The 23,159-nt window shown below is 38.4% G+C and carries 23 protein-coding genes and 2 tRNA genes (1 of these 25 running past the window's edge); 23 read left to right on the top strand and 2 right to left on the bottom strand.

Annotated elements, in window-relative coordinates; all coding sequences use genetic code 11:
* The first annotated feature begins 30 nt into the window (after positions 1-30).
* The 8 genes from spoVT (at position 31) to ACWATA_RS24040 (ending at position 6,118) form a co-directional block, all read left to right on the top strand.
* Entirely contained in the window at positions 31-567 is a 537-nt protein-coding gene (gene spoVT, locus ACWATA_RS24075; RefSeq protein ID WP_028412643.1) for a stage V sporulation protein T, read from the top strand.
* Between the two features lie 229 nt (positions 568-796).
* Positions 797-2,401 carry a putative polysaccharide biosynthesis protein gene (locus tag ACWATA_RS24070; RefSeq protein ID WP_028412644.1) on the top strand — a complete coding sequence of 535 codons (1,605 nt, stop codon included), beginning with the start codon at positions 797-799 and terminating at the stop codon, positions 2,399-2,401.
* A gap of 12 nt (positions 2,402-2,413) precedes the next feature.
* Entirely contained in the window at positions 2,414-3,874 is a 1,461-nt protein-coding gene (gene yabN / locus ACWATA_RS24065; protein WP_028412645.1) for a bifunctional methyltransferase/pyrophosphohydrolase YabN, read from the top strand.
* Between the two features lie 20 nt (positions 3,875-3,894).
* Positions 3,895-4,161 (top strand): RNA-binding S4 domain-containing protein, encoded by a 267-nt coding sequence (locus ACWATA_RS24060; protein ID WP_013054875.1) that lies wholly within the window; start codon positions 3,895-3,897, stop codon positions 4,159-4,161.
* Between the two features lie 99 nt (positions 4,162-4,260).
* The gene (yabP, locus tag ACWATA_RS24055; protein WP_013054876.1) at positions 4,261-4,566 is read left to right on the top strand and encodes a sporulation protein YabP; all 306 of its coding nucleotides are present in this window, start codon (positions 4,261-4,263) and stop codon (positions 4,564-4,566) included.
* Complete coding sequence (yabQ, locus tag ACWATA_RS24050; RefSeq protein WP_028412646.1) at positions 4,563-5,186, top strand: spore cortex biosynthesis protein YabQ; 624 nt, start codon at positions 4,563-4,565, stop codon at positions 5,184-5,186. Before yabP ends, yabQ begins: the two co-directional genes overlap by 4 nt.
* 4 nt (positions 5,187-5,190) lie before the next feature.
* Positions 5,191-5,562 carry an FtsB family cell division protein gene (locus ACWATA_RS24045; protein WP_013054878.1) on the top strand — a complete coding sequence of 124 codons (372 nt, stop codon included), beginning with the start codon at positions 5,191-5,193 and terminating at the stop codon, positions 5,560-5,562.
* Positions 5,563-5,650: 88 nt separating this feature from the next.
* A complete protein-coding gene (locus ACWATA_RS24040; RefSeq protein WP_013054879.1) occupies positions 5,651-6,118 on the top strand; it encodes a S1 domain-containing RNA-binding protein in 468 nt (155 codons plus the stop codon).
* Positions 6,119-6,239: 121 nt separating this feature from the next.
* Here ACWATA_RS24040 and ACWATA_RS24035 read toward each other — a convergent pair.
* Together ACWATA_RS24035 and ACWATA_RS24030 are read right to left on the bottom strand one after the other, a co-directional pair.
* A tRNA-Glu gene (locus ACWATA_RS24035) sits at positions 6,240-6,311 on the bottom strand.
* Positions 6,312-6,321: 10 nt separating this feature from the next.
* Positions 6,322-6,395 (bottom strand) — tRNA-Met (locus ACWATA_RS24030).
* 312 nt (positions 6,396-6,707) lie between these two features.
* Here ACWATA_RS24030 and spoIIE point away from each other — a divergent pair.
* From spoIIE to lysS, 15 genes are all read left to right on the top strand, one after another.
* Positions 6,708-9,185, top strand: a complete 2,478-nt coding sequence (spoIIE, locus tag ACWATA_RS24025) for a stage II sporulation protein E (RefSeq protein WP_310331539.1) — start codon at positions 6,708-6,710, stop codon at positions 9,183-9,185.
* Between the two features lie 71 nt (positions 9,186-9,256).
* A complete protein-coding gene (locus ACWATA_RS24020; protein WP_013054881.1) occupies positions 9,257-9,997 on the top strand; it encodes a VWA domain-containing protein in 741 nt (246 codons plus the stop codon).
* A complete protein-coding gene (prkT, locus tag ACWATA_RS24015) occupies positions 9,966-10,931 on the top strand; it encodes a serine/threonine protein kinase PrkT (protein ID WP_034263697.1) in 966 nt (321 codons plus the stop codon). Before ACWATA_RS24020 ends, prkT begins: the two co-directional genes overlap by 32 nt.
* A 96-nt stretch (positions 10,932-11,027) precedes the next feature.
* Positions 11,028-12,404 carry a tRNA lysidine(34) synthetase TilS gene (gene tilS, locus ACWATA_RS24010; protein ID WP_028412648.1) on the top strand — a complete coding sequence of 459 codons (1,377 nt, stop codon included), beginning with the start codon at positions 11,028-11,030 and terminating at the stop codon, positions 12,402-12,404.
* A gap of 27 nt (positions 12,405-12,431) precedes the next feature.
* Positions 12,432-12,971 (top strand): hypoxanthine phosphoribosyltransferase, encoded by a 540-nt coding sequence (gene hpt / locus ACWATA_RS24005; RefSeq protein WP_028412649.1) that lies wholly within the window; start codon positions 12,432-12,434, stop codon positions 12,969-12,971.
* 93 nt (positions 12,972-13,064) lie between these two features.
* Positions 13,065-14,975, top strand: coding sequence for an ATP-dependent zinc metalloprotease FtsH (gene ftsH, locus ACWATA_RS24000; protein WP_013054885.1), 1,911 nt, complete (start codon positions 13,065-13,067; stop codon positions 14,973-14,975).
* Positions 14,976-15,195: 220 nt separating this feature from the next.
* Positions 15,196-15,963: a type III pantothenate kinase gene (locus tag ACWATA_RS23995; protein WP_013054886.1), complete on the top strand. Its 768-nt coding sequence runs from the start codon at positions 15,196-15,198 to the stop codon at positions 15,961-15,963.
* Between the two features lie 12 nt (positions 15,964-15,975).
* Positions 15,976-16,854 carry an Hsp33 family molecular chaperone HslO gene (gene hslO / locus ACWATA_RS23990; protein ID WP_028412650.1) on the top strand — a complete coding sequence of 293 codons (879 nt, stop codon included), beginning with the start codon at positions 15,976-15,978 and terminating at the stop codon, positions 16,852-16,854.
* A 201-nt stretch (positions 16,855-17,055) separates the two neighbouring features.
* Positions 17,056-17,994 (top strand): cysteine synthase A, encoded by a 939-nt coding sequence (cysK, locus tag ACWATA_RS23985; protein ID WP_473050200.1) that lies wholly within the window; start codon positions 17,056-17,058, stop codon positions 17,992-17,994.
* Positions 17,995-18,091: 97 nt separating this feature from the next.
* Positions 18,092-19,507, top strand: a complete 1,416-nt coding sequence (gene pabB, locus ACWATA_RS23980) for an aminodeoxychorismate synthase component I (protein ID WP_028412651.1) — start codon at positions 18,092-18,094, stop codon at positions 19,505-19,507.
* Between the two features lie 2 nt (positions 19,508-19,509).
* Complete coding sequence (gene pabA, locus ACWATA_RS23975) at positions 19,510-20,091, top strand: aminodeoxychorismate/anthranilate synthase component II (protein ID WP_013054890.1); 582 nt, start codon at positions 19,510-19,512, stop codon at positions 20,089-20,091.
* A 4-nt stretch (positions 20,092-20,095) separates the two neighbouring features.
* Positions 20,096-20,959, top strand: a complete 864-nt coding sequence (gene pabC / locus ACWATA_RS23970) for an aminodeoxychorismate lyase (protein WP_033580816.1) — start codon at positions 20,096-20,098, stop codon at positions 20,957-20,959.
* A gap of 21 nt (positions 20,960-20,980) precedes the next feature.
* Positions 20,981-21,340 carry a dihydroneopterin aldolase gene (folB, locus tag ACWATA_RS23965; RefSeq protein WP_028412654.1) on the top strand — a complete coding sequence of 120 codons (360 nt, stop codon included), beginning with the start codon at positions 20,981-20,983 and terminating at the stop codon, positions 21,338-21,340.
* Positions 21,341-21,886: a 2-amino-4-hydroxy-6-hydroxymethyldihydropteridine diphosphokinase gene (gene folK / locus ACWATA_RS23960; RefSeq protein ID WP_165635902.1), complete on the top strand. Its 546-nt coding sequence runs from the start codon at positions 21,341-21,343 to the stop codon at positions 21,884-21,886.
* 272 nt (positions 21,887-22,158) lie between these two features.
* A protein-coding gene (lysS, locus tag ACWATA_RS23955; protein WP_013054894.1) for a lysine--tRNA ligase crosses the window boundary here: on the top strand, positions 22,159-23,159 show its 5' portion. The gene runs 484 nt beyond the window's last position; the window shows 1,001 of its 1,485 coding nt (coding positions 1-1,001); it begins with the start codon at positions 22,159-22,161; its stop codon lies beyond the right edge, outside the window.

Here is a 23,159-nt window from a genome sequence, read left to right as displayed (position 1 = left end):
AATCATCATATGAAAGAGAGGCTTCAATGAATGAAAGCAACAGGTATTGTTCGTCGTATTGATGATTTGGGTCGCGTTGTGATTCCAAAAGAAATTAGAAGAACACTTCGCATCCGAGAGGGAGACCCGCTAGAGATTTTCGTCGATCGCGATGGAGAAGTTATTTTAAAGAAATATTCGCCAATTAGTGAATTAGGAGATTTTGCAAAAGAGTATGGCGAAGCGCTATACGATAGCTTAGGTCATCCTGTACTTATTTGTGACCGCGATGTATTTATTGCGGTAGCAGGAAGCTCTAAAAAAGAATACTTAAATAAAAACATTAGTTCTTTAGTAGAATCTGTTATGGAAAGCCGCAGTTCTTCTTTAGTAACTGATGGGAAAAACCTTGAATTTGTCGATGGATACGAAGAAAATATTTCTTCTTACACAATCGGTCCGATTATTGCAAATGGAGATCCGATTGGAGCTGTTGTCATCTTCTCAAAAGAGAAGTCTCTTGGTGAAGTAGAGCATAAAGCAGCCGAAACGGCAGCTAGCTTCTTATCTCGTCAAATGGAGCAGTAAGCGTAATTATCTTTATTTTACATTATTTACTGAAAAGGTAGCAGTTTCTGCTACCTTTTTTCATGCTGTCTTACCTTAGAAATAAAGAGAACATGATATAATGGTACGGTATTTTATTTATTGGAAAGTGCAGGATGTTTTATAAGAACAAAGCGCTATTCTTCTACAGTTAGCGGCTCATAAAAAGCGTTGTTCACATAATTACAAGCTGCAGGTGAAAGGTGTAGGAATGCAGAAACAATCAAAGCTCTATTCTATTTTTAACGGCGCGATTATTTTAACGCTCGCAGGTTTATTTACGAAAATCTTAAGTGCTACTTACCGTATTCCATATCACCATATTGCGGGAGATATAGGGTTTTATATCTATCAGCAAGTTTATCCGCTATATGGAATTGCGCTACAGCTAGGTACATACGGTTTCCCTGTAATTATTTCAAAGTTAGTAGCCGATTATGTGGCAACAAATCGGAGAAAGGAAATCCGAGGAATACTTCAAGTTTCATTTGCTTTTTTGTTTGTAGTAGGCTGCATAATGTTTTCCCTCCAATATATCTTTGCAGAAACGATTGCCGAGTGGATGGGAGATCGTCAGTTAACGCTTCTCATTCAAATTATTTCATTTTCGTTTTTACTTATTCCGTTTATTGCTGTCATTCGTGGTTATTATCAAGGATTATATAATATGTTTCCTACTGCGTTGTCTCAAATCGCAGAACAAATTGTTCGAGTAGGGACTATTTTGTGCCTATCTATTTTCTTTATCCACCATGGGTATGGTCCTTATACTGCAGGAGCAGGAGCTATTTTTGGTTCCATAACAGGCGGTATAACATCTCTTATTATTTTATGTTTATTTGTTTTTAGAACAAAGACAAATTCTAAGGGAGTATTTCAACGCATAAAAAAAGCAGACATCAAAAAAGTAGTGAAAATCCTTATTATTCAAGGTTTATTAATTTGTATCAGCGCTATGGGTCTGCTGTTTATTCAGCTTATTGATTCCTTTACATTATATTCCGGTCTGACGGCGCATGGCATGGCTGAACAGGCAGCAAAAGTTTCAAAAGGTATTTATGACCGTGGACTTCCGTTGATTCAATTAGGTACAGTAGTAGGTACAGCTTTTTCACTTTCACTTGTACCCGTTATTTCTTCAGCCATTGCGAAAAAGAACTTGTCATTTGTGCTTGAAAAAGTTCAGCTGTCTCTCCGACTATCGCTTGTAGTCGGAGTTGGAGCAGCCTTTGGCTTGATTGCGCTGATGAAACCCATTAATATGCTTTTATATAGTAACTCCGACGGAACGGACGTTTTACAAATTTTGAGCTTGTTAGTTATATTTACAACCGTAGCAGCAACTGCTGGAGCTGTGCTTCAGGGGATGGGAGCTGTTTTCGCACCTGTAATAGCCGTCATCGCTGGCATGACGGTTAAACTGATATTGAATCTTTGGCTAATACCAGATTTTCAAACCATAGGAGCAGCCATTGCTTCCTCAGCTGGATTCGCTATTGTTGCAGCAATCAATCTATTTTGTCTGTATAAAAAGCTAGCTGTATCGCTCGTTCCGAAAAAGGCGAGTGGAGGTATTTTTATAACGGGCATAGCAATGGTCATTCTTTTGCAAAGCTATTTATTTTGTTTACATCACTTTGTATGGTCTAATGGTTTAGATACAAGCAAACAAGTGGTTGAAACAGGATCTGGTGTTTTAATAGGCGGTTTGTTTTATTTGTTTATCATTATGAAACAACATATTTTTACCGAAGAGGAATTACGTTTACTTCCAATGGGAAGTGTTTTAGCTAAATACGTATTAAAAAATAAATAAGAAGGTGAAGCAATGACAGGTAAAGTAACAGTTATTGGTTTAGGAGCAGGCGATTTAGAGCAGCTACCCGTAGGCATCTATCGCTTGCTGCAGCAGGAAAAGCATATTTATATGCGCACAAAAGAACATCCTGTAATCAAAGAATTAGAAAGTGAAGGCTTGACGTACGTATCCTATGATGACGTATACGAATCTTATGATGGATTTGAAGAGGTATATGAACATATATCAAATGATTTAATCGATAAAGCTTCAGTAGAAGAAGTGGTGTATGCCGTTCCCGGGCATCCTTTAGTGGCAGAACGTACGGTTCAATTACTTTTACAAAAAGGAAAAGAACGCAGCATTCCTGTTGAAATTAAAGGGGGACAAAGCTTCTTAGATCCAATTTTTGGCGCACTAAAGATCGATCCTATTGAAGGATTTCAGCTGCTAGACGGAACAGACTTAAAGCGAAGCGAAATAGAGTTAACGGGTCATGTTCTAATTGCTCAAGTGTACGATCAGTTCGTTGCTTCAGAGGTAAAACTAACGCTGATGGAACACGTTCCTGATGATTACCTCGTTTACATTGTAACGGCAGCGGGAAGCAGTGAAGAAAAAATCCAGCCGGTCAAGCTGTATGAATTAGATAGAGAAATGTCGCTCAATAACTTAACGACTATTTATGTCCCTCCAGTAGCGGACGAAACGGTTTTATACCATCAATTTGACTCATTCAGAAGGATTATTGCCACGCTCAGAGGGCCAAACGGATGTCCTTGGGATCAAAAACAAACGCATGAATCGCTCAAGCGCTATTTGCTAGAAGAGTCTTATGAGTTATTAGATGCAATTGACCGTCAAGATGACGATAATATGATTGAAGAGCTCGGTGATGTATTGCTGCAGGTATTGCTTCATGCACAAATCGGTGAAGATGAAGGAATGTTTTCAATTGATGACGTCATTCGCAGTGTTTCAGAGAAAATGGTAAGACGCCATCCGCATGTATTTGGGGAAGTGAGCGTGAATGATGCAGATGAGGTCTTAAAAAATTGGGATGAAATCAAAAAAGAAGAAAAAGGAGAGGAGCCTTCTTCTCTGTTAGCTTCTGTACCTGGGGCTATGCCTTCTTTAATGAAAGCGCACGGATACCAAAAACAAGCTGCAAAAGTTGGTTTCGATTGGTCAGAAGTTGAACCTATGTGGGAAAAAGTACAGGAAGAACTTGCTGAATTCCAAGATGAAGTACAGCATGCTGATAAAGAAAAAATGAGCGATGAATTTGGAGATATTTTATTTGCTTTAGTGAATATTGCAAGATTTTATAAAATCGACTCTGAAGCTGCATTAGCTAAAACGAATACAAAATTTTTAAATCGATTTCAATATATTGAAGAAAAAGTGAGAGCTTCTGAAAAACCATTTGAATCTTTTTCGTTAAAAGAGTTAGATGAATTTTGGGAAGAAGCCAAAAAAACAGGTTTGTAAAACAGAAAGGTGAGGGAATTATGAGGTTAGATAAATTTTTAAAAGTATCACGTTTAATTAAGCGCCGTACATTGGCAAAAGAAGTATCAGACAAGGGCCGTATTACGATTAATGGTATCGTTGCAAAAGCAAGCACAAATGTGAAAGTAGGAGATGAATTAGCCATCACATTTGGCACGAAGAAAATTACCGTTAAAATAGAGGCTCTTCAAGAAGCAGCTAAAAAAGAAGAAGCAGCTAATTTGTACTCAATTGTCAAAGAAGAGCGTATTTCATCTGAAGTATAACTGATGAAGGCTTGTTCTAAATCACCTTTCTCATTCATATGTTTTAAACAACAGATAACAAGAGCGAATGCTCTTAATGAATGAGGTGGGGATGAAGATATGAGCCAATTTTATGAAACAAGCAATTCAAACAAAGACCATACTCCAAATCATGATTTAGTGATGAAGGGTCGGCGTCTCTTAGATATCACGGGTGTGAAGCAGGTAGAGAGCTTTGACAATGAGGAATTTTTACTTGAAACAGTGATGGGTTTCTTGTCAGTTAGAGGGCAAAATCTGCAAATGAAAAATTTAGACGTTGATCAAGGAATTGTATCGATAAAAGGAAAAATCTTTGATATAGTTTACTTAGATGAGAACCAATCGGAGAAGGCTAAAGGATTCTTTAGTAAGTTGTTTCGATGAGTTTAAACATTCAGCTCTATACAATGCTTGCGATGGTATCGATGGGAAGCGGTTTAGGTGCTTCTCTCGATACTTATCGTTACTTTGTTAATCGCTCTAAATCACGCCCATGGTTCGTATTTGTAAATGACGTATTGTTTTGGATGGTGCAAGCTCTTCTCATTTTTTATGTGTTGTTTTTAGTGAATGAAGGAGAACTGCGTTTGTATGCGTTTCTTGCTTTGTTTTGCGGCTTTGCCGCGTATCAAAGCTTATTTCAATCACTGTATTTAAAAGTATTAACATTTACTGTCTCGAGCGTATTAAGTTTATATCGAGGTGTTTTAACGCTTAGTAATATTTTTTTGGTCAAGCCTATCCGCTTCTTTATTCATATTCTACTTGTAGTCGCTTTAGGGATCTACCGAGCTGTTCATAAGCTGCTCGTCTTCTGTCTAAAGCTTATTTACTTACCGACTAGGTGGGTTCTTTTCGTATTTTGGAGAATGATGCCTAAACCTGTAAAACGATTTTTACATATGGGTTTTCGGTATATAGAAGGAATTTACAATCGTGCAAAGAATATGATAATGAGAGTCGTTGCATGGGTGAACACTTTAAAAAACAAGGGGGACGACTAATTCAATGAGTGCGGTACGAAAAAAAAAGGTCGCGAAGTTAAATACTGATTATAGCCATAAACAAGAACAAATTAAACAAAATACAGATCGAAAGCGTATCGGTTTAATTAGGCGTTTGACTGTTTTCGGAGTGTTGGCCTTAATCATTGGTGGATTGATGGTATCAGCTTTAATTACGCAAACCTCAGCTATTGAGAACAAAAAAGCTGAGAAGGTAAAATTAGAACAGCAGCTGACAAAATTACAAAGCAAGCAAAAACAGTTAAAAGGTGAAATCGTCAAGTTGAATGACGATGATTATATTAAAAAGATTGCCCGCAGAGATTATTTTTTATCAGAAGACGGGGAAATTATCTTTAATGTAAAAAAAGACTAAACGTATGGTTCGTTGACAGTGTATTTTTGCTTTTTGTATAATATAATAAATTGATTTCTTTTATCATTTAAGGAGGAGCATTTTTTTTATGTCAATCGAAGTAGGCAGCAAGTTACAGGGAAAGGTAACAGGTATTACGAACTTTGGAGCTTTTGTTGAGTTACCAGGAGGTTCAACAGGCTTGGTTCATATCAGTGAAGTAGCTGATAATTACGTAAAGGACATTAACGACCATTTAAAAGTGGGCGACGAAGTTGAAGTCAAAGTAATTAACGTTGAGAAAGATGGTAAAATTGGTCTTTCAATTAAGAAAGCGGTAGATAAACCAGAACGTCCAGAAAGACCAGAGCGTCCTGCAAGAGCGCCACGCTCAGACCGTCCACGTGATTCACGCCCACAACGTAATAACAATCGTGGTGGCGGTAATGATTTCCGTACAAAAGAAACATTCGAACAAAAAATGAATCGTTTCTTAAAAGACAGTGAAGAACGTTTATCTTCCCTAAAACGCCATACCGAATCAAAACGCGGTGGACGCGGTGCAAAACGCGGTTAACTTGCTGCTTATATCAAATAGATAGCGAGTTTTTGGAAAGTACCTTTTATCTAAAAGGTGCTTTTTTTATATGTAAAAAAGAGTAGAAAAAAAGCATGTACTTGTTGTACATGCTTTTTGATGACCCGTACGGGATTCGAACCCGTGTTACCGCCGTGAAAGGGCGGTGTCTTAACCGCTTGACCAACGGGCCGTTATTCGAGTAGCGGCGGAGGGGATCGAACCCCCGACCTCACGGGTATGAACCGTACGCTCTAGCCAGCTGAGCTACACCGCCATTATACGTTCTCTAAAAGACATTTATAATAATATAAAAAAGCAGGGTTATTGTCAATAACTTTTTTGTTATTTTTATAGACTTTTATTTGCTTTTAAAAAAGAATGATGAGCATAGGCTTTCTCTGGGGCGAACAGTATCTCTCATATTTTTTAAATCTCCATGTAAGATTGTACATCTTTTTGTATAGTTTTCAATATAATACTAGAAAATAGTCGAACGATTATAGGTATTTTGCTAGTCCGTTTGACAAAATTTCACCTTTCGCCGCGATATAATAACGAATAAGTATAATTAGCGGGTGGTGGGAGAATGCAAAAGACGGAAAGAGATTTTGCAAGTCCAACAACAGAGGCGGTATTTAACCGAACTAGATTAGAAATGTCCCGTGTATTTACAAAGGCGGGTATGAAAACGGAAAAGGTGTTATTTCAATGGGGATTATTGCTGCTAGTCGTAGGTTTCTTATTAGGACGAGCGTTAATTTTAATGAAAATCATGCCATTTGCTTTGCCATTCTTTGCAGCCGTAATGGCTATAAAGAAAGAAAAAGCACCGTTAGCAAGTTTAGCCGTATTGGCAGGGGCATTTAGTGTTTCCATTCAAAATGGAGGTACCGTATTTGCTACACTATTTGTTTTCTTACTAATTCATCGATTTAGCGGCATACTGACAATGGATCCGTTAAAGAAACTGCCGTTCACTGTATTTAGCGCGATGTTACTTACAAAACTAACTATTTTTTATGTGTTTACCAAGGAATTCACCATGTATGATTTTACATTTGTGGCAGTAGAAGCAGGGTTGAGCTTTATCTTAACAATGATTTTCCTACAAAGCGTGCCTTTAATTTCATATCGAAAGCGAAAACAATCATTAAAAACAGAAGAAGTGATTTCTCTTATTATTTTGTTGGCATCTGTTATGACAGGGACAATAGGGTGGATGATTTACGGCCTTTCGGCTGAACATATATTATCTCGTTACTTAGTATTAGTTTTTGCGTTTGTATCTGGCCCTACGATAGGAGCTACGGTCGGGGTCGTAACCGGTTTAATTTTAAGTTTCGCGAATGTTTCTAGTTTGTACGAAATGAGTTTACTCGCTTTTTCTGGCTTGCTTGGAGGACTTTTAAAAGACGGTAAAAAGCTAGGGGCAGCTCTAGGGCTGGTTGTTGGTTCATTGCTAATTGGCCTATATGCTCAGGCAGATCAAGGATTGACGACTAATTTGTATGAATCACTGACGGCCGTTGTCCTATTTTTATTAACCCCATCTTTTGTTTTGAAAAACTTAAGTAAACTAGTACCAGGGACATCTGAAAATATGCTTGAACAACAGCAGTACGTGCGTAAGATCCGAGATGTAACAGCAAATCGCGTAGAACAGTTTTCAAATGTTTTTCAAGCACTTTCCAAAAGCTTTACGCAAAATGGATTTTACGATGAAAAGCCAAGCGCTGATAAAGAAGTTGATTATTTCTTAAGCAGCGTTACCGAAAGGACGTGCCAATTTTGTTTTAAAAAAGAACAATGCTGGGCACAGCAGTTTGATACAACCTATGAATATATGAAGGAAATTATGCTTGAAGTTGATAATGGCACTCTTGAACAAAATCCAAGGCTAATTCGAGAAATGGACAAACATTGCGTGAAATCGAAAAAAGTCATCGATGTGATTGAGCATGAACTTACGTATTTTAAAGCCAATCAGCACTTAAAAGCACAAATTCAAGAAAGTAGAAGGATTGTAGCAGAACAGCTTCACGGTGTCTCTGAAGTCATGGGGAATTTTGCAAAAGAAATTAAGCGAGAGCGCGAAAATTTAAATGTACAAGAAGAACAGATTTTAGAAGCTCTTCGTAACTTTGGGATGGAAATCAATCAAATTGAAATTTATAGCTTAGAACCTGGAAATGTAGATATTGAAATGTGGGTGCCATATTGTCACGGAAGAGGAGAATGCGAGAAAATTATTGCGCCAATGCTTACAGATATTTTAGGTGAAAGTATTGTAGTAAAGAACGAAGAATGTGCTAAATACCCTCAAGGCTATTGCCACGTTTCGTTTGGCTGTACAAAAGCATACGTTGTTGATACAGGCGTAGCACATGCTGCTAAAGGCGGAGGGTTTGTATCCGGTGACAGCTATTCCATGATTGAGCTAAACGCCGGTAAGTATGCACTAGCTATTAGTGATGGCATGGGAAATGGAGAGCGTGCCCACTATGAAAGCAGCGAAACGCTTCAGCTGTTAAAACAAATTTTACAAACAGGAATAGAAGAGACAATTGCAATCAAATCGATTAACTCTATTTTATCCCTGCGTACAAACGATGAGATCTTTTCGACCTTAGATTTAGCGATGATTGATTTACAAGATGCCAATGTAAACTTCTTGAAAATCGGTTCTACGCCAAGTTTCATCAAACGCGGAGATAAGGTTATTAAAATACAGGCAAGCAATTTGCCAATGGGCATTATTGAAGAATTTGAAGTGGATGTTGTGAATGAACAAATGAAGGCGGAAGACTTGTTAATTATGATGAGTGACGGTGTATTTGAAGGACCGAAACACGTTGAGAACTACGAAATGTGGATGAAGCGAAAAATTGGCGAGCTTCAAACAAACGATCCACAAGAAATTGCAGACTTAATTATGGAAGATGTTATTCGAACAAAATCAGGTTTAATTGAAGATGATATGACGGTAGTTGTGGCAAAACTTCAGCACAATACCCCGAAATGGTCATCGATTCCTTCTTACGCTTATCGTAAAAAAGCACAATAGTTAGATAGAAGTATATTTTATCTCCTCCTCGTCTATCATGTTAATACTGATAATGAGGAGGGGATTTTTTTATGAAAAAAGGTACATTGAAACAGATGTTGGTCATTACGGACGGTGGTTCGAATACAGGTGAAGATCCGGTAGCAATGGCTGCACTAGCTAAAGAACAAGGAATTAGTGTAAACGTTATTGGTGTGATGGAAGAGGATACAATTGATGAGCAAAGCACGAATGAAATAGAAGGCATTGCCATGTCAGGCGGTGGCGTGAGTCAAATTGTTTACGTAAAACAGCTGTCTCAAACTGTTCAAATGGTTACAAGGCAGGCAATGACGCAAACACTTCAAGGCGTTGTAAATAAAGAACTTCAGCAAATTCTAGGTTCCTCTAATTCAAGATTAGAAGAGTTATCTCCTGAGAAGCGTGGAGAAATCATGGAAGTGGTTGATGAACTTGGGGAAACGGTTGACTTAGAGATTCTTATTTTAGTTGACATGAGCGGAAGTATGAAAAATAAGCTCCCTACTGTAAAGGAGTCGCTGTTAGATTTATCGTTAAGCTTGAATGCTCGCATGGGGCACAATCAATTTTCAATCTTTTTATTTCCTGGGAAAAAGAAAGATGTAGAGAAGCTAATGGACTGGAATCCAAGATTAGAGTCGCTTTCAACGATTTTCCCAAAACTAACAGCAGGAGGTATTACGCCTACTGGACCGGCTATCAAAGAGGCTACTCATTATTTCACCAAAAAGCGCTCATTGAGAGGGTTGTTAAAAAATAATGAACAATACATTGAAGAATCAGGTATGTAACCTATCTCCGGGAACAGAAATTCAAGGGAAATGGCATCACGTCCATTATAAAATTCTTGAGAAATTAGGCGTGGGAGCAACTGGAGTTGTCTACTTAGTCCAATTAGTAAACGGAACGCTAGCAGCGTTAAAAATAAGCTTTTCCAACATGTCCGTTACAGCAGAAGTGAATGTATTAAAAAAGTTGTCTCAAGTCAAAGATAAAGTGCTAGGACCGCGTTTACTTGATGTAGATGATTGGAGCTATGGTTCTCACGCTCTTTCTTTCTATGTAATGGAGTATGTGAAAGGGCAGCCTCTCCTTTCTTTTATCTCAACAAGAGGGACAGAATGGTTGCAAGTGTTTGCAAGCCAGCTCTTAACAGACTTAGAAAACCTTCATGAAGAAGGGTGGGTATTTGGCGATTTAAAACCCGAAAACCTGGTCGTAACATCTAACCCTGTAAAAGTTCGATGGATCGACGTGGGAGGAACAACTCTGCAAGGGCGGTCAATAAAAGAATTTACCGACTTTTATGATCGAGCGCACTGGGGGCTTGGCTCCCGAAAAGCAGAACCGACCTATGATTTGTTTGCCGTATCTATGGTTTTGATTCACGCGGCTTATGGCAAGCGAATTAATAAAACAGACAAACCGGCTGAACAATTAAAACAATTTATATTAACAACAAAGCAGTTGGAGCCTTTCGGAGACGTTTTGTATCAAGCGGTTACGGGAAAGTATAAGTCAGCTAAAGAAATGAAAACAGAGGTGTTATCGGTCGAAAAAAGAAGAGGGGCAAAAAGTAGAGGAACAAAGCCTCAAAACGTTCGTCAACCGTCTGCCCCTCGTGTTAAAGTAAAGAAGAAGCGTTCTCACGTGTTAGAGACGCTACTACTTTGTACGTCTGTAATGTTGATTTATATTTTGTATCTATTTATTCAAGTGCTATAAAGTTTGGAGAAATTGTGAAACTTTCCTTATAGTCATTCGTATAAAGTAAATTAATGATACATTATTGCGTGTACATTATAAGGATGAGTCATTCCTATGGAAAAGCAAGTGAACAATTTTATGACAAAACATCAGTTATTATCCGCAGGCTCTACGGTGGTTGTAGGTATTTCTGGTGGTCCTGATTCTTTAGCGCTGCTGCATTTCTTATGGAGTCTGAAAGAGCAAAAATCTCTTACGATTATTGCTGCTCATGTTGATCATATGTTCCGGGGCCAAGAGTCACAGCAAGACATGGAATATGTGCAGAACTACTGCAAACAATTGAATATTAAATGTGAGGCGAAGCAGATTGATGTTACTGCCTATCAGAAGGAAAGAAAGCTATCTTCTCAAGTAGCTGCTAGAGAATGCCGCTATGCATTTTTTACTCATGTTATGAAGAAGCACAAAGCAAACCTTCTTGCATTAGGACATCACGGAGATGATCAGATTGAAACGATGTTAATGCGAATGGTTCGAGGTAGTACGATGAATGGATACGCAGGGATGCAGCCCAAGCGGCCATATGGGCATGGATTTATTATTAGGCCTTTCCTAGCCGTAACGAAAGAAGAAATCAATCGCTACTGTAAGCTACATGGGCTTACGCCTCGAATTGATCCGAGTAATGAGAAAGACTCGTACACGAGAAATCGGTTTCGTCATTACGTTTTGCCATTTTTAAAGCAAGAAAACGTCGCTGTACATGAAAAATTTCAACAATTTAGCGAGAACTTGCATGAAGATCAAGCATACTTAGAGGAATTAACGACCGATGTGATGAATAAAGTAATGAGAAAGAAATTGCAAAATGAAATTCTCATTGATAGAGATTGTTTTCTAAGGATACGCAAGCCTTTACAAAGGCGTGGTATTCAACTAATATTAAACTATCTCTATAAAGAAATTCCTCCAACCCTTTCCTCAGCGCATGTTGACACGTTAGTAGGATTTTGTGAAAGTGAAAAACCGTCTGGGACGCTTGACTTTCCAAATGGTTTACGCATTATCCGATCTTACAACGACTGTCTTTTCACCTTTAATGAGGGGAACATCGAGCCATATGAATTTATTGTTCCGATTCCAGGGGTCGTTGAGCTTCCAAATGGTCACCAGCTTATTTGTGAAATACATAATAAAGTCGAAGATATAAAAGGAAACGATGTTTTTCTTTTAGATGAAGCTCACGATTTACAATCATTAAAGGTAAGGACACGAAAAAATGGCGATAAAATGCGAGTAAAGGGCATGAAGGGACATAAAAAAGTAAAGGATATTTTTATCGATGAAAAAATCCCTTTACACTTCAGAGATCATTGGCCGGTAGTGGAAGATAGCCAAGGAACTATTTTGTGGCTACCTGGTTTGAAAAAATCTGCTTATGAACTGCATACACATAAGTCCAGATATGTTATTTTATACTATAAGTAGCGAAAACTTCTAGGAGGCAAGTAAGGAATGAAGCAGGATATTCAAGAAATTTTGATTTCAGAAGAAGAAATACAACAGAAAGTAAAAGAATTGGGTAAGCTATTATCTGAGGAATACGCTGACCGTTTTCCTTTGGTAATCGGTGTACTAAAAGGCGCTATGCCTTTTATGTCTGATCTAATTAAGCGTGTTGATACATATTTAGAAATGGATTTTATGGATGTATCAAGTTATGGCAATGCGATGGTTTCTTCTGGTGAAGTAAAAATCCTAAAAGATTTAGATACATCAGTTGAAGGTCGAGACATTCTTATCTTAGAGGATATTATCGACAGCGGCTTAACACTTAGCTATCTTGTAGAGTTATTCAAGTACCGTAAAGCTAAGTCAATTAAGATTGTCACACTCTTAGACAAACCAACAGGTCGTAAAGCAGCTATTAAAGCAGATTACGTTGGATTTGAAGTACCTGATGCGTTCGTAGTAGGGTATGGATTGGATTATCAAGAAAAATATCGTAACCTGCCGTATATTGGGGTTCTTAAACCGCAAGTATACAGCAATTAAGAAGCACATATCCAAGTGCAATTTATTGGATAGGATAAATGTTCTATGTTAGTATTGAATACAGTATTTGTTTATCGTGGGAGGAGGTAAGAAATGAATCGGATCTTCCGTAATACCATCTTTTATTTACTTATATTTTTAGTCATTATTGGCGTGGTAAGCTTCTTTAGTGGCTCTAATCAAAAAGCAGAACCAATGAGATACGATACATTTGTTCAACACTTAGACAAAGGTGATGTGAAATCACTCTCTATGAAGCCTGAAAGAGGCGTGTATGTTGTGCAAGGAAAGTTAGATTCTTATAAAAAGGATCAAACGTTCCAAACTTACATCGTAGATGGTGACAAAGCACTTGATCGTATTGACGCTGCTTCAGAAAATAATCAAGTAGAAGTTGATTTTAAACCTGCTGATGAAACAAGCGGCTGGGTAACGTTCTTTACGTCAATCATTCCGTTTGTTATTATTTTCATCCTATTCTTCTTCTTACTGAACCAAGCTCAGGGCGGCGGAAGTCGTGTTATGAACTTCGGTAAGAGTAAGGCTAAGCTTTACAGCGAAGAAAAGAAAAAGGTTAAATTTAAAGACGTAGCTGGTGCAGACGAAGAAAAGCAAGAACTTGTGGAAGTTGTTGAGTTCTTAAAAGATCCTCGTAAATTCGCAGAGCTAGGTGCAAGAATTCCGAAGGGTGTCTTACTTGTGGGACCTCCTGGTACTGGTAAAACATTATTAGCAAGAGCTGTTGCTGGTGAAGCAGGCGTTCCTTTCTTCTCTATCAGTGGTTCGGACTTTGTTGAAATGTTTGTTGGGGTCGGTGCTTCTCGTGTTCGTGATTTATTCGAAAATGCGAAGAAGAATGCTCCATGTATTATCTTTATTGATGAAATCGATGCTGTAGGTCGTCAACGTGGCGCAGGTCTTGGTGGTGGACACGATGAGCGTGAACAAACATTGAACCAGTTGCTTGTTGAGATGGATGGTTTTGGTGCTAACGAAGGTATCATTATTATTGCAGCAACAAACCGCCCGGATATTTTAGATCCAGCGTTATTACGTCCAGGCCGCTTCGACCGTCAAATTACGGTAGATCGTCCAGATGTAAATGGCCGTGAAGCAGTGCTTAAAGTACATGCTCGCAATAAGCCTTTAGATGAATCAGTAAACTTAAAAGCAATTGCTATGCGTACGCCAGGTTTCTCAGGTGCAGATTTAGAAAACTTGTTAAACGAAGCTGCCTTAGTAGCTGCTAGACAGGACAAAAAGAAAATTGAAATGGTCGATATTGACGAAGCAACAGACCGCGTAATTGCAGGTCCAGCTAAGAAAAGTCGAGTTATTTCTAAAAAAGAACGCAATATTGTTGCTTATCATGAAGCAGGACATACAATTATCGGTGTCGTATTAGACGAAGCTGATATGGTACATAAAGTAACCATTGTTCCACGTGGGCAAGCTGGTGGATATGCTGTTATGTTACCAAAAGAAGATCGCTACTTTATGACGAAGCCAGAGCTGCTGGATAAAATTGTTGGATTGCTTGGTGGTCGCGTAGCTGAGGAAATTATTTTCGGCGAAGTGAGTACAGGTGCTCACAATGACTTCCAGCGTGCAACAAGCATCGCTCGTAAAATGGTAACAGAATACGGTATGAGTGAAAAGTTAGGACCAATGCAATTCGGTCAATCACAACAAGGCCAAGTATTCTTAGGTCGTGATTTACACAGTGAACAAAACTACAGTGATGCGATTGCTCATGAAATTGATAATGAAATCCAACGTTTCATTAAAGAAAGCTATGAGCGTGCGAAGCAGATCTTAACGGAAAACCGTGACAAGTTAGAGCTTGTAGCTCAAACATTGTTAGAAGTAGAAACGTTAGACGCTGAGCAGATTAACCACTTAGTAGATCATGGAACTCTTCCAGACCGTTCTAGTCACGTAACAGATGAAGATGTTAAAGTAAACATCCAAACAAAGACAGACGATGAAGAGCCAAAAGCATAAGACCAAAAAAGATCAGTGGAGACAGTCTCCACTGATCTTTTTTTATTGGGTAGAAGTTAGGTTTGGCAAAAAGTTTTTCATATATAGTGGATAAGTAGGATATCCACTAGAGAATTGTGTCATTATATTCCTATTTTATCTAGAATATACACGTCTATTTACCAGTTATGGTATGATGGTTTCAGTGTGAATACTGAATTTAAATAAAGTGGTGATTGAAATGATTTTTGTATTAGATGTTGGAAATACCAATACGGTATTAGGTGTATACGATGGAGATGAATTAAAGTACCATTGGCGTGTAGAAACAAGCCGTAATAAAACAGAAGACGAGTATGGCATGACAATCAAAGCCTTGCTTGAGCACGTTAGTTTATCTTTTAAAGATATTCATGGTATTATTATTTCCTCTGTTGTTCCTCCTATTATGTTTGCATTGGAGAGAATGTGTCAAAAGTATTTTCATTTAAAGCCGCTTGTTGTTGGTCCTGGAATTAAGACGGGTTTAAATATTAAATATGAAAATCCACGTGAAGTGGGAGCAGACCGTATTGTCAATGCTGTTGCTGGAATTCAGCTGTACGGAAGCCCTTTAATTATCGTTGATTTTGGTACCGCAACCACATATTGCTACATTGATGAAAATAAGCAATATATGGGTGGTGCAATTGCCCCTGGTATTAATATTTCGACAGAAGCTCTTTATTCAAGAGCATCTAAGCTTCCGCGTATTGAAATTGCGCGACCAAATAGCATTGTTGGGAAAAATACAGTATCTGCGATGCAAGCAGGTATTTTATATGGATACGTTGGACAAGTAGAAGGAATTGTAGCAAGAATGAAAGAGCAAGCAACAGTAAATCCTAAAGTTATTGCTACTGGAGGACTCGCAACATTGATTGCTAAAGAGTCGGATATTATTGATATTGTGGATCCATTTTTGACTTTAAAAGGATTACAAATAATCTATACAAAAAATATGGAGTAAGAGGTGTATATTATGGGCGACTATTTAGTAAAAGCACTAGCTTACAATAGTCAAGTTCGCGCTTATGCGGTAAAAACAACGGATACAGTTGGAGAAGCGCAGCGCCGTCACTATACATGGCCTACAGCCTCTGCAGCATTGGGACGTTCAATGACTGCGGGAGTTATGATGGGGGCTATGCTAAAAGGTGAGCAAAAGCTAACAATTAAAATTGAAGGCCGCGGCCCAATTGGTGTTATCTTAGTAGACAGCAATGCCAAGGGTGAAGTGCGTGGATATGTAACGAACCCGCAAACGCACTTCGATTTAAATCAGCATGGAAAATTAGATGTAGCACGTGCTGTAGGTACAGATGGTACGCTGAGTGTTGTAAAAGATATCGGGATGCGTGATCAATTTAATGGACAAGTACCTATCGTATCGGGAGAATTAGGAGAGGATTTCACGTATTATTTCGTGACATCTGAGCAAGTTCCATCTTCAGTAGGTGTAGGTGTACTTGTTAACCCTGATAACACAATCTTAGCTGCGGGTGGATTTATCATTCAGCTTATGCCAGGAACAGATGATCAAACGATTACAGCTATTGAACAACGTTTACAAACGATTGAACCCATTTCAAAACTGATCCAAAAAGGTCTTTCTCCTGAGGAAATCTTAGAAGAAGTTCTTGGAAAAGAAAACGTAAAGTTTCTAGAGACAATGCCTGTAGAGTTCAAATGTCAGTGCTCAGAAGAAAGAATTGCTAATGCCATTATCAGCTTAGGAAAAGAAGAGATTCAATCGATGATTGAGGAAGATGGCCAAGCTGAAGCACAGTGTCATTTTTGTAATGAAACCTATCGTTTTGATAAAAAGCAGCTAGAAGAAATGAAAGAACAAGCAATTTAAATGAAATAAAAGATTCTTTAAAGGCGTCATTTTATAAATGAACGCCTTTTTTTATAAGTGTTAAGTCCTATTTATGTATATATTGATCTAAAAATATAACAAAAATAGGTAAATGGAAAGACAAAATGATTGACAATTTAGAAAACATCTGATAAATTGTATACAAAATCAATAAAATTAGTTGGTATTAGGAGTGGTTATATGGCACGTATTGCAAATTCAATTACAGAGTTAATTGGTCAAACACCAATCGTAAAACTAAACCGTCTAGTTGAAGAAGATATGGCGGATGTATATTTAAAATTAGAATTTATGAACCCAGGAAGCAGCGTAAAAGATCGTATCGCATTAGCAATGATCGAAGATGCTGAAGCAAAAGGTGTATTAAAGCCTGGAGACACCATCATTGAACCAACAAGCGGTAACACAGGAATTGGCTTAGCAATGGTAGCTGCAGCAAAAGGATACCGTGCTATTTTAACAATGCCTGAAACGATGAGTATTGAGCGTCGTAATCTGCTTCGTGCGTACGGTGCAGAGTTAGTGTTAACACCAGGTCCAGAAGGAATGAAAGGTGCGGTTAGTAAAGCAACTGAGCTTGCAAAAGAGCACGGCTACTTTATTCCTCAGCAGTTCCAAAATGAAGCGAACCCAGAAGTGCACCGTCAAACAACGGCTAAAGAGATCATCGAGCAGTTTGGCGATCAGCTAGATGGATTTGTGGCAGGTATCGGTACTGGCGGTACTATTACAGGTGCTGGCGAAGTATTAAAAGAAAAGTATCCAAACATCAAAATTTATGCGGTAGAGCCAGCTGATTCTCCGATCTTAAGTGGTGGTCAACCAGGACCTCATAAAATTCAAGGAATCGGTGCAAACTTTGTTCCGGATACGCTTAACACGGAAGTATATGACGAAGTTGTCGCTGTTCAAAACGACCAAGCTTTTGAATATGCACGTAAAGTAGCAAAAACAGAAGGCGTACTAGTAGGTATCTCTTCTGGGGCTGCGATTTATGCTGCGTTAAAAGCTGCAAAACAGCTAGGAAAAGGTAAAAAAGTGTTAGCGATTATTCCAAGTAACGGTGAGCGTTACTTAAGTACTCCATTGTTCCAATTCGAGGAACAAACACAAGCATAAAAACCATAAAAGAACAGCTTCTATATGAAGCTGTTTTTTTTCATCTGAGAATCATGTAAAATGAAAGCAGGTGATTTATTTTTAGGAGAGTGAACAAATGCAGCAAAGAATGACTTGGGGCGAATCTATTTCTATCTCTAAAAACCAATGGTTCAAAAAATATCAAGAGTTGTCAAAAGAGGAACCGAATCATATCCTGCTTGAAAGCGGTCGAGGCGGAAAGTTTCAAATGATGGGATTAAAACCTGTAGCCATTTTGCGAGGCGAACAAAACGAGCTTCATATCAAAACGGATGGCCAAGCTACTGTTCAAAAAGGTAATCCGCTTCATCTTATGCGAGACTGGATGAAGAAGTTTGAAGCAGAGGTGAATCCAGATCTTCCTCCTTTTCAAGGTGGAGCAATTGGCTTTATTAGCTATGATTATATCCGCTATGTAGAAACCATACCTGATCTTGCTGAAGATTCATTGAAAACGCCGGACGTTTATTTCCTTATTTTCGATGACGTATTTGTATACGATCAAGAAAAGGAAAAGCTCTGGATTATCGTTAACGATGAAGCAGATTGTAAAGAGCAGGCACATAAGCGTATTGATCAATACAAAAAGGACTGGATGGAGGCAAGTGCTGAAGGGCTCTCATATGAGCGTATTCATCGTGTTGCCGAAAAGAGTGAGGTTTCAATGTCTGAAGCTGCTTTTTCAGATGCCACAACTCGCGTACATGAGTACATCGGTCAAGGCGATGTGTTTCAAGTGAACTTATCTGTTCGACAGTCTCAACAGCTTCAAACTCATCCTATGCATATCTACGAACAGGTACGAAAAATCAACCCGTCTCCTTATATGTCTTATATGCAGACAGAAGAATTTCACATTGTGAGCTGTTCACCAGAACTATTAGTGAAAAAAGCCGGTGACGAAATCAGTACGAGACCAATTGCGGGAACGCGCTCTCGCGGTAAGGATGATCAAGAAGACCAACAGTTAGCGGATGAGCTTATTCATAACGAAAAAGAGCGTGCAGAGCATGTGATGCTTGTTGATTTGGAGCGTAATGACCTTGGTAGAGTAAGCGACTATGGTACCGTTCATGTTGACGAGTTTATGGTTATTGAAAAGTATTCACATGTGATGCATATTGTGTCTAATGTAAAAGGCAAGCTCGCGCGCAATAAAGATTTTGTAGATATTGTAGATGCGGTTTTTCCTGGAGGAACGATTACTGGAGCGCCTAAAGTTCGTACAATGGAAATCATTGAAGAACTTGAACCTGTAAGGCGAGGAATTTATACAGGATCGATTGGTTGGATTGGGTTTAATGGAGATATGGAATTAAATATTGCGATTCGCACTATGATTATTCAAGACGGCCAAGCTTATGTGCAGGCTGGTGCGGGTGTTGTAATTGATTCAAATCCGAAACACGAATACAAAGAATCACTGAAAAAAGCAATTGCACTATGGAAAGCAAAAGAGCAGAGCGAAAATGAGCTGAGTGAGGGTGAGTAAAGATGATATTAATGATTGATAATTATGATTCTTTTACGTTTAATTTAGTACAGTATTTAGGTGAGCTAGGGCATGAGCTTCTTGTAAAAAGAAATGATGAAATTACACTTTCTGAAATTGAAGTGCTAAATCCAGATTTCTTGATGATCTCCCCGGGACCTTGTAGTCCTAACGAAGCGGGAATCAGTTTAGAAGCCATCGAGTATTTTGCAGGTAAGATTCCAATATTCGGCGTATGCTTAGGGCATCAGTCGATTGGGCAAGCTTTTGGAGGGAATGTGATTCGTGCGGATAAATTAATGCACGGTAAAACATCTGAAATGCATCATGATGGCCGTACTATCTTTAAAGGTCTTGATAATCCGTTCACGGCAACTCGATATCATTCTTTGATTGTAGAAAAAAGTTCACTGCCGGATTGCTTTGAGATTTCAGCGTGGACAGCAGAAGATGAAATTATGGCGATTCGCCATAAATCATTACCTATTGAAGGGGTACAGTTCCACCCTGAATCTATCATGACTTCTTACGGTAAAGAAATGCTGAAGAATTTTATTGAAACTTACGAAAAAAAGCGAGTGTAATGATATGTATATATACGTAAATGGTGAAGTAAAGCCTGCGTCTGAAGCCACTATTTCTCCGTTTGATCACGGATATATGTATGGTCTAGGGCTATTTGAAACGCTACGAGTTTATGATGGTCATCCATTTTTAGTGGAAGACCATCTGGATCGACTGCGTAGCAGCTTACGTGAATTAAATATTGTATGGGACTACTCCACACAGGACGTGTTGGCAATTATTAATAGTCTGTTAATGAAAAACAATGAGAGAAATGCGTATGTTCGATTAAATGTTTCAGCAGGAAATGGCGGAATTGGACTGCAAGTGGAAGAATACGACAAGCCATCTACAATTGTATACATGAAATCAATGCCTCATCCATCGAGCCCCCTTGTAAAAGAGGGGCTTATTCTTGAGACAAAGCGAAATACGCCCGAAGGAACCGTGAGGTTGAAGTCTCATCATTATTTAAACAATGTACTGGCTAAGCGAGAAGTTGGTTCAGACTTAAATAAAGAGGGTATTTTTTTAACAAAAGAAGGGTTCTTAGCCGAAGGTATTGTGTCCAATTTATTTTTTGTAAAAGATGATTGTGTATATACACCGTCTCTTGAAACAGGTATCTTAAATGGAATTACGAGACAGTTTATCTTTACGCTTTTAAAAAAGAAAAACATAGAAGTTGTAGAAGGTTTATTTACGGCGGAACAGCTTTTGGAGAGTGATGAAGCTTTCGTTACAAATTCCATTCAAGAAATCGTACCTCTTCGAAGTATAAAGGATAAGAAGTTTTCAGTCGGAGACCATACGTTAACAGCTCAGTTGCAAAAAGAGTATCGCTCTTACACGATGTCGCTAATGAGTCGACGCGAGCTACATGTATAAAAGCGAAAGGAGAGGCTAAAGATGGATAAAATTTATGTGAATGATATGCGTTTCTATGGATATCATGGTGTATTTCCAGAAGAAAATAAATTAGGGCAGCGTTTTCACGTGGATTTAACTGTAGAACTAGATTTAAAACAAGCTGGTACTACGGACAATTTAGAATACTCGGTGAGCTATGCAGATTTATACCAAACATGCCAGGAAGTTGTAGAGAAGCGCACGTTCAAGTTAGTTGAAACGGTGGCCGAAACGATTGCATCTGAATTGCTTGCTAATTACGAACTCGTGCAGGCTTGTACAGTAAAGGTATATAAGCCTGATCCGCCAATTCCCGGTTATTATCAATCGGTAGCTATTGAAATTAAAAGGAGCCGTTGAATGACAACAGAAGCATATATTGCATTAGGATCAAATATTGAAAATCGAATGGAACATTTGAAGTCGGGAGTTACTGGCTTGATGAAACATTCTGAGGTTAAGGTAGTGGCTGTTTCATCTGTTTATGAAACGGCCCCGGTCGGGTATACGAATCAAGCAAGCTTTTTAAACATGGTAGTAAAAATACAAACAACGTATTCGTCAGAGCAACTTTTAGATTGTTTGCAAGCCATTGAACAAGCGGCAGGTCGAAAAAGAGAGATTGTATGGGGACCTAGAACCCTTGATTTGGATATCTTACTTTATAGTAATGAAATCATTCATACGGATAGGCTGAACGTCCCTCATCCCCGAATGTTTGAACGGGCGTTTGTGATGGTTCCTCTAAACGAACTAGCTCCATCTCTTATTCTCCCTGTAGCAGAAGAAAAAGTTGAAACCATCACAAAACGGTTATCGGATTTAAAAGATGTAAAATTATTTCGAGAGCAAACAACTGATATACTAGATATGTTCGAAAATAATAGGAATGATTTACATAATTAAAAATGAATCTTATTAGTTGATTCATTTTTATATTGGCGTAAAGTAGAGTTCACAGTGAAAACTTTAAGGTTTGGGTTCGCAGGTTGTTGGTTTATTCGGTAGCTTGTTAGAGAAATCGAAGAAAAAGAGAAGCGAAGCAAGAATAAAGCGATTTGACATAGAGAAACGACTGAACCTATAATAATTTTAAAGAAACGTAGTAGTTGCCAGTAAACATGCTGGCCTTTTTTCTGTTTCGGAAAACTTAATTATACGATGGAGATGAGTAAACGATGAGTCATGAAGAATTAAATGATCAATTTCTCGTTCGTCGCGAAAAAATGAGCAACCTACGAGATCAGGGTATTGATCCGTTTGGTCAACGTTTTGAACGTACACATACATCACAGCAATTAATTAGTGAGTATGACGAGTTAACAAAAGAACAGTTAGAAGAAAATGAAGTGCCTGTGTCACTAGCTGGTCGTATTATGACAAAGCGTGGAAAAGGAAAAGCAGGTTTCGCTCACGTTCAAGATTTAACAGGACAAATTCAGCTTTATGTACGTAAAGATGCAATTGGCGAAGAACAGTACGAAATCTTCAGCAGCGTAGATATCGGTGACTTGGTAGGGGTTGAAGGTGTTTTATTCAAAACAAAAGTTGGCGAACTTTCTATTAAAGTAAAAGATTTCACGTTACTAACAAAAGCGCTTCGTCCACTTCCAGATAAATATCATGGTTTAAAAGATATTGAACAGCGCTACCGTCAACGTTACTTAGATTTAATTACAAACCCAGAAAGTAAACAAACATTTATCTCAAGAAGCCGCATTATTCAATCGATGCGCCGTTACTTAGATAATCACGGATACTTAGAAGTTGAAACACCGATGATGCATTCAATCGCAGGTGGAGCAGCAGCTCGTCCGTTTGTGACACACCACAATGCGCTTGATATGGAACTTTATATGCGTATTGCGATTGAACTTCATTTAAAACGTTTAATCGTAGGTGGATTAGAAAAAGTATATGAAATTGGCCGTGTATTCCGTAATGAAGGTGTATCTACACGTCACAATCCTGAATTTACAATGATCGAATTGTACGAAGCGTATGCGGACTACAAAGATATCATGGCTTTAACAGAGAACTTAATTGCACACATTGCGCAAGAAGTACTTGGCACAACAAAGATTCAGTATGGTGATCAAGAGGTAGACCTAACGCCAGAATGGACAAGACTTCATATGGTCGATGCTATTAAACAATATACGGGCGTAGACTTCTGGGG

The organism is Priestia sp. USM5 (assembly GCF_058323215.1).
Note: the sequence above shows the minus strand (reverse complement) of the source record. Positions and strands in the feature narration are given on the sequence as shown.

Bases quoted from the DNA above. Each gene is read 5' to 3' on its own strand.
- ACWATA_RS24070 (WP_028412644.1), top strand. From the start codon at position 797: ATGCAGAAACAATCAAAGCTCTATTCTATTTTTAACGGCGCGATTATT.
- hslO (WP_028412650.1), top strand. From the start codon at position 15,976: ATGGGCGACTATTTAGTAAAAGCACTAGCTTACAATAGTCAAGTTCGC.
- tilS (WP_028412648.1), top strand. From the start codon at position 11,028: ATGGAAAAGCAAGTGAACAATTTTATGACAAAACATCAGTTATTATCC.
- ACWATA_RS24020 (WP_013054881.1), top strand. From the start codon at position 9,257: ATGAAAAAAGGTACATTGAAACAGATGTTGGTCATTACGGACGGTGGT.
- hpt (WP_028412649.1), top strand. From the start codon at position 12,432: ATGAAGCAGGATATTCAAGAAATTTTGATTTCAGAAGAAGAAATACAA.
- pabC (WP_033580816.1), top strand. From the start codon at position 20,096: ATGTATATATACGTAAATGGTGAAGTAAAGCCTGCGTCTGAAGCCACT.
- cysK (WP_473050200.1), top strand. From the start codon at position 17,056: ATGGCACGTATTGCAAATTCAATTACAGAGTTAATTGGTCAAACACCA.
- pabB (WP_028412651.1), top strand. From the start codon at position 18,092: ATGCAGCAAAGAATGACTTGGGGCGAATCTATTTCTATCTCTAAAAAC.
- yabP (WP_013054876.1), top strand. From the start codon at position 4,261: ATGAGCCAATTTTATGAAACAAGCAATTCAAACAAAGACCATACTCCA.
- ACWATA_RS23995 (WP_013054886.1), top strand. From the start codon at position 15,196: ATGATTTTTGTATTAGATGTTGGAAATACCAATACGGTATTAGGTGTA.
- pabA (WP_013054890.1), top strand. From the start codon at position 19,510: ATGATATTAATGATTGATAATTATGATTCTTTTACGTTTAATTTAGTA.
- folB (WP_028412654.1), top strand. From the start codon at position 20,981: ATGGATAAAATTTATGTGAATGATATGCGTTTCTATGGATATCATGGT.
- yabN (WP_028412645.1), top strand. From the start codon at position 2,414: ATGACAGGTAAAGTAACAGTTATTGGTTTAGGAGCAGGCGATTTAGAG.
- ACWATA_RS24045 (WP_013054878.1), top strand. From the start codon at position 5,191: ATGAGTGCGGTACGAAAAAAAAAGGTCGCGAAGTTAAATACTGATTAT.
- prkT (WP_034263697.1), top strand. From the start codon at position 9,966: ATGAACAATACATTGAAGAATCAGGTATGTAACCTATCTCCGGGAACA.
- ACWATA_RS24060 (WP_013054875.1), top strand. From the start codon at position 3,895: ATGAGGTTAGATAAATTTTTAAAAGTATCACGTTTAATTAAGCGCCGT.
- spoVT (WP_028412643.1), top strand. From the start codon at position 31: ATGAAAGCAACAGGTATTGTTCGTCGTATTGATGATTTGGGTCGCGTT.
- ACWATA_RS24040 (WP_013054879.1), top strand. From the start codon at position 5,651: ATGTCAATCGAAGTAGGCAGCAAGTTACAGGGAAAGGTAACAGGTATT.
- ftsH (WP_013054885.1), top strand. From the start codon at position 13,065: ATGAATCGGATCTTCCGTAATACCATCTTTTATTTACTTATATTTTTA.
- yabQ (WP_028412646.1), top strand. From the start codon at position 4,563: ATGAGTTTAAACATTCAGCTCTATACAATGCTTGCGATGGTATCGATG.
- folK (WP_165635902.1), top strand. From the start codon at position 21,341: ATGACAACAGAAGCATATATTGCATTAGGATCAAATATTGAAAATCGA.
- spoIIE (WP_310331539.1), top strand. From the start codon at position 6,708: ATGCAAAAGACGGAAAGAGATTTTGCAAGTCCAACAACAGAGGCGGTA.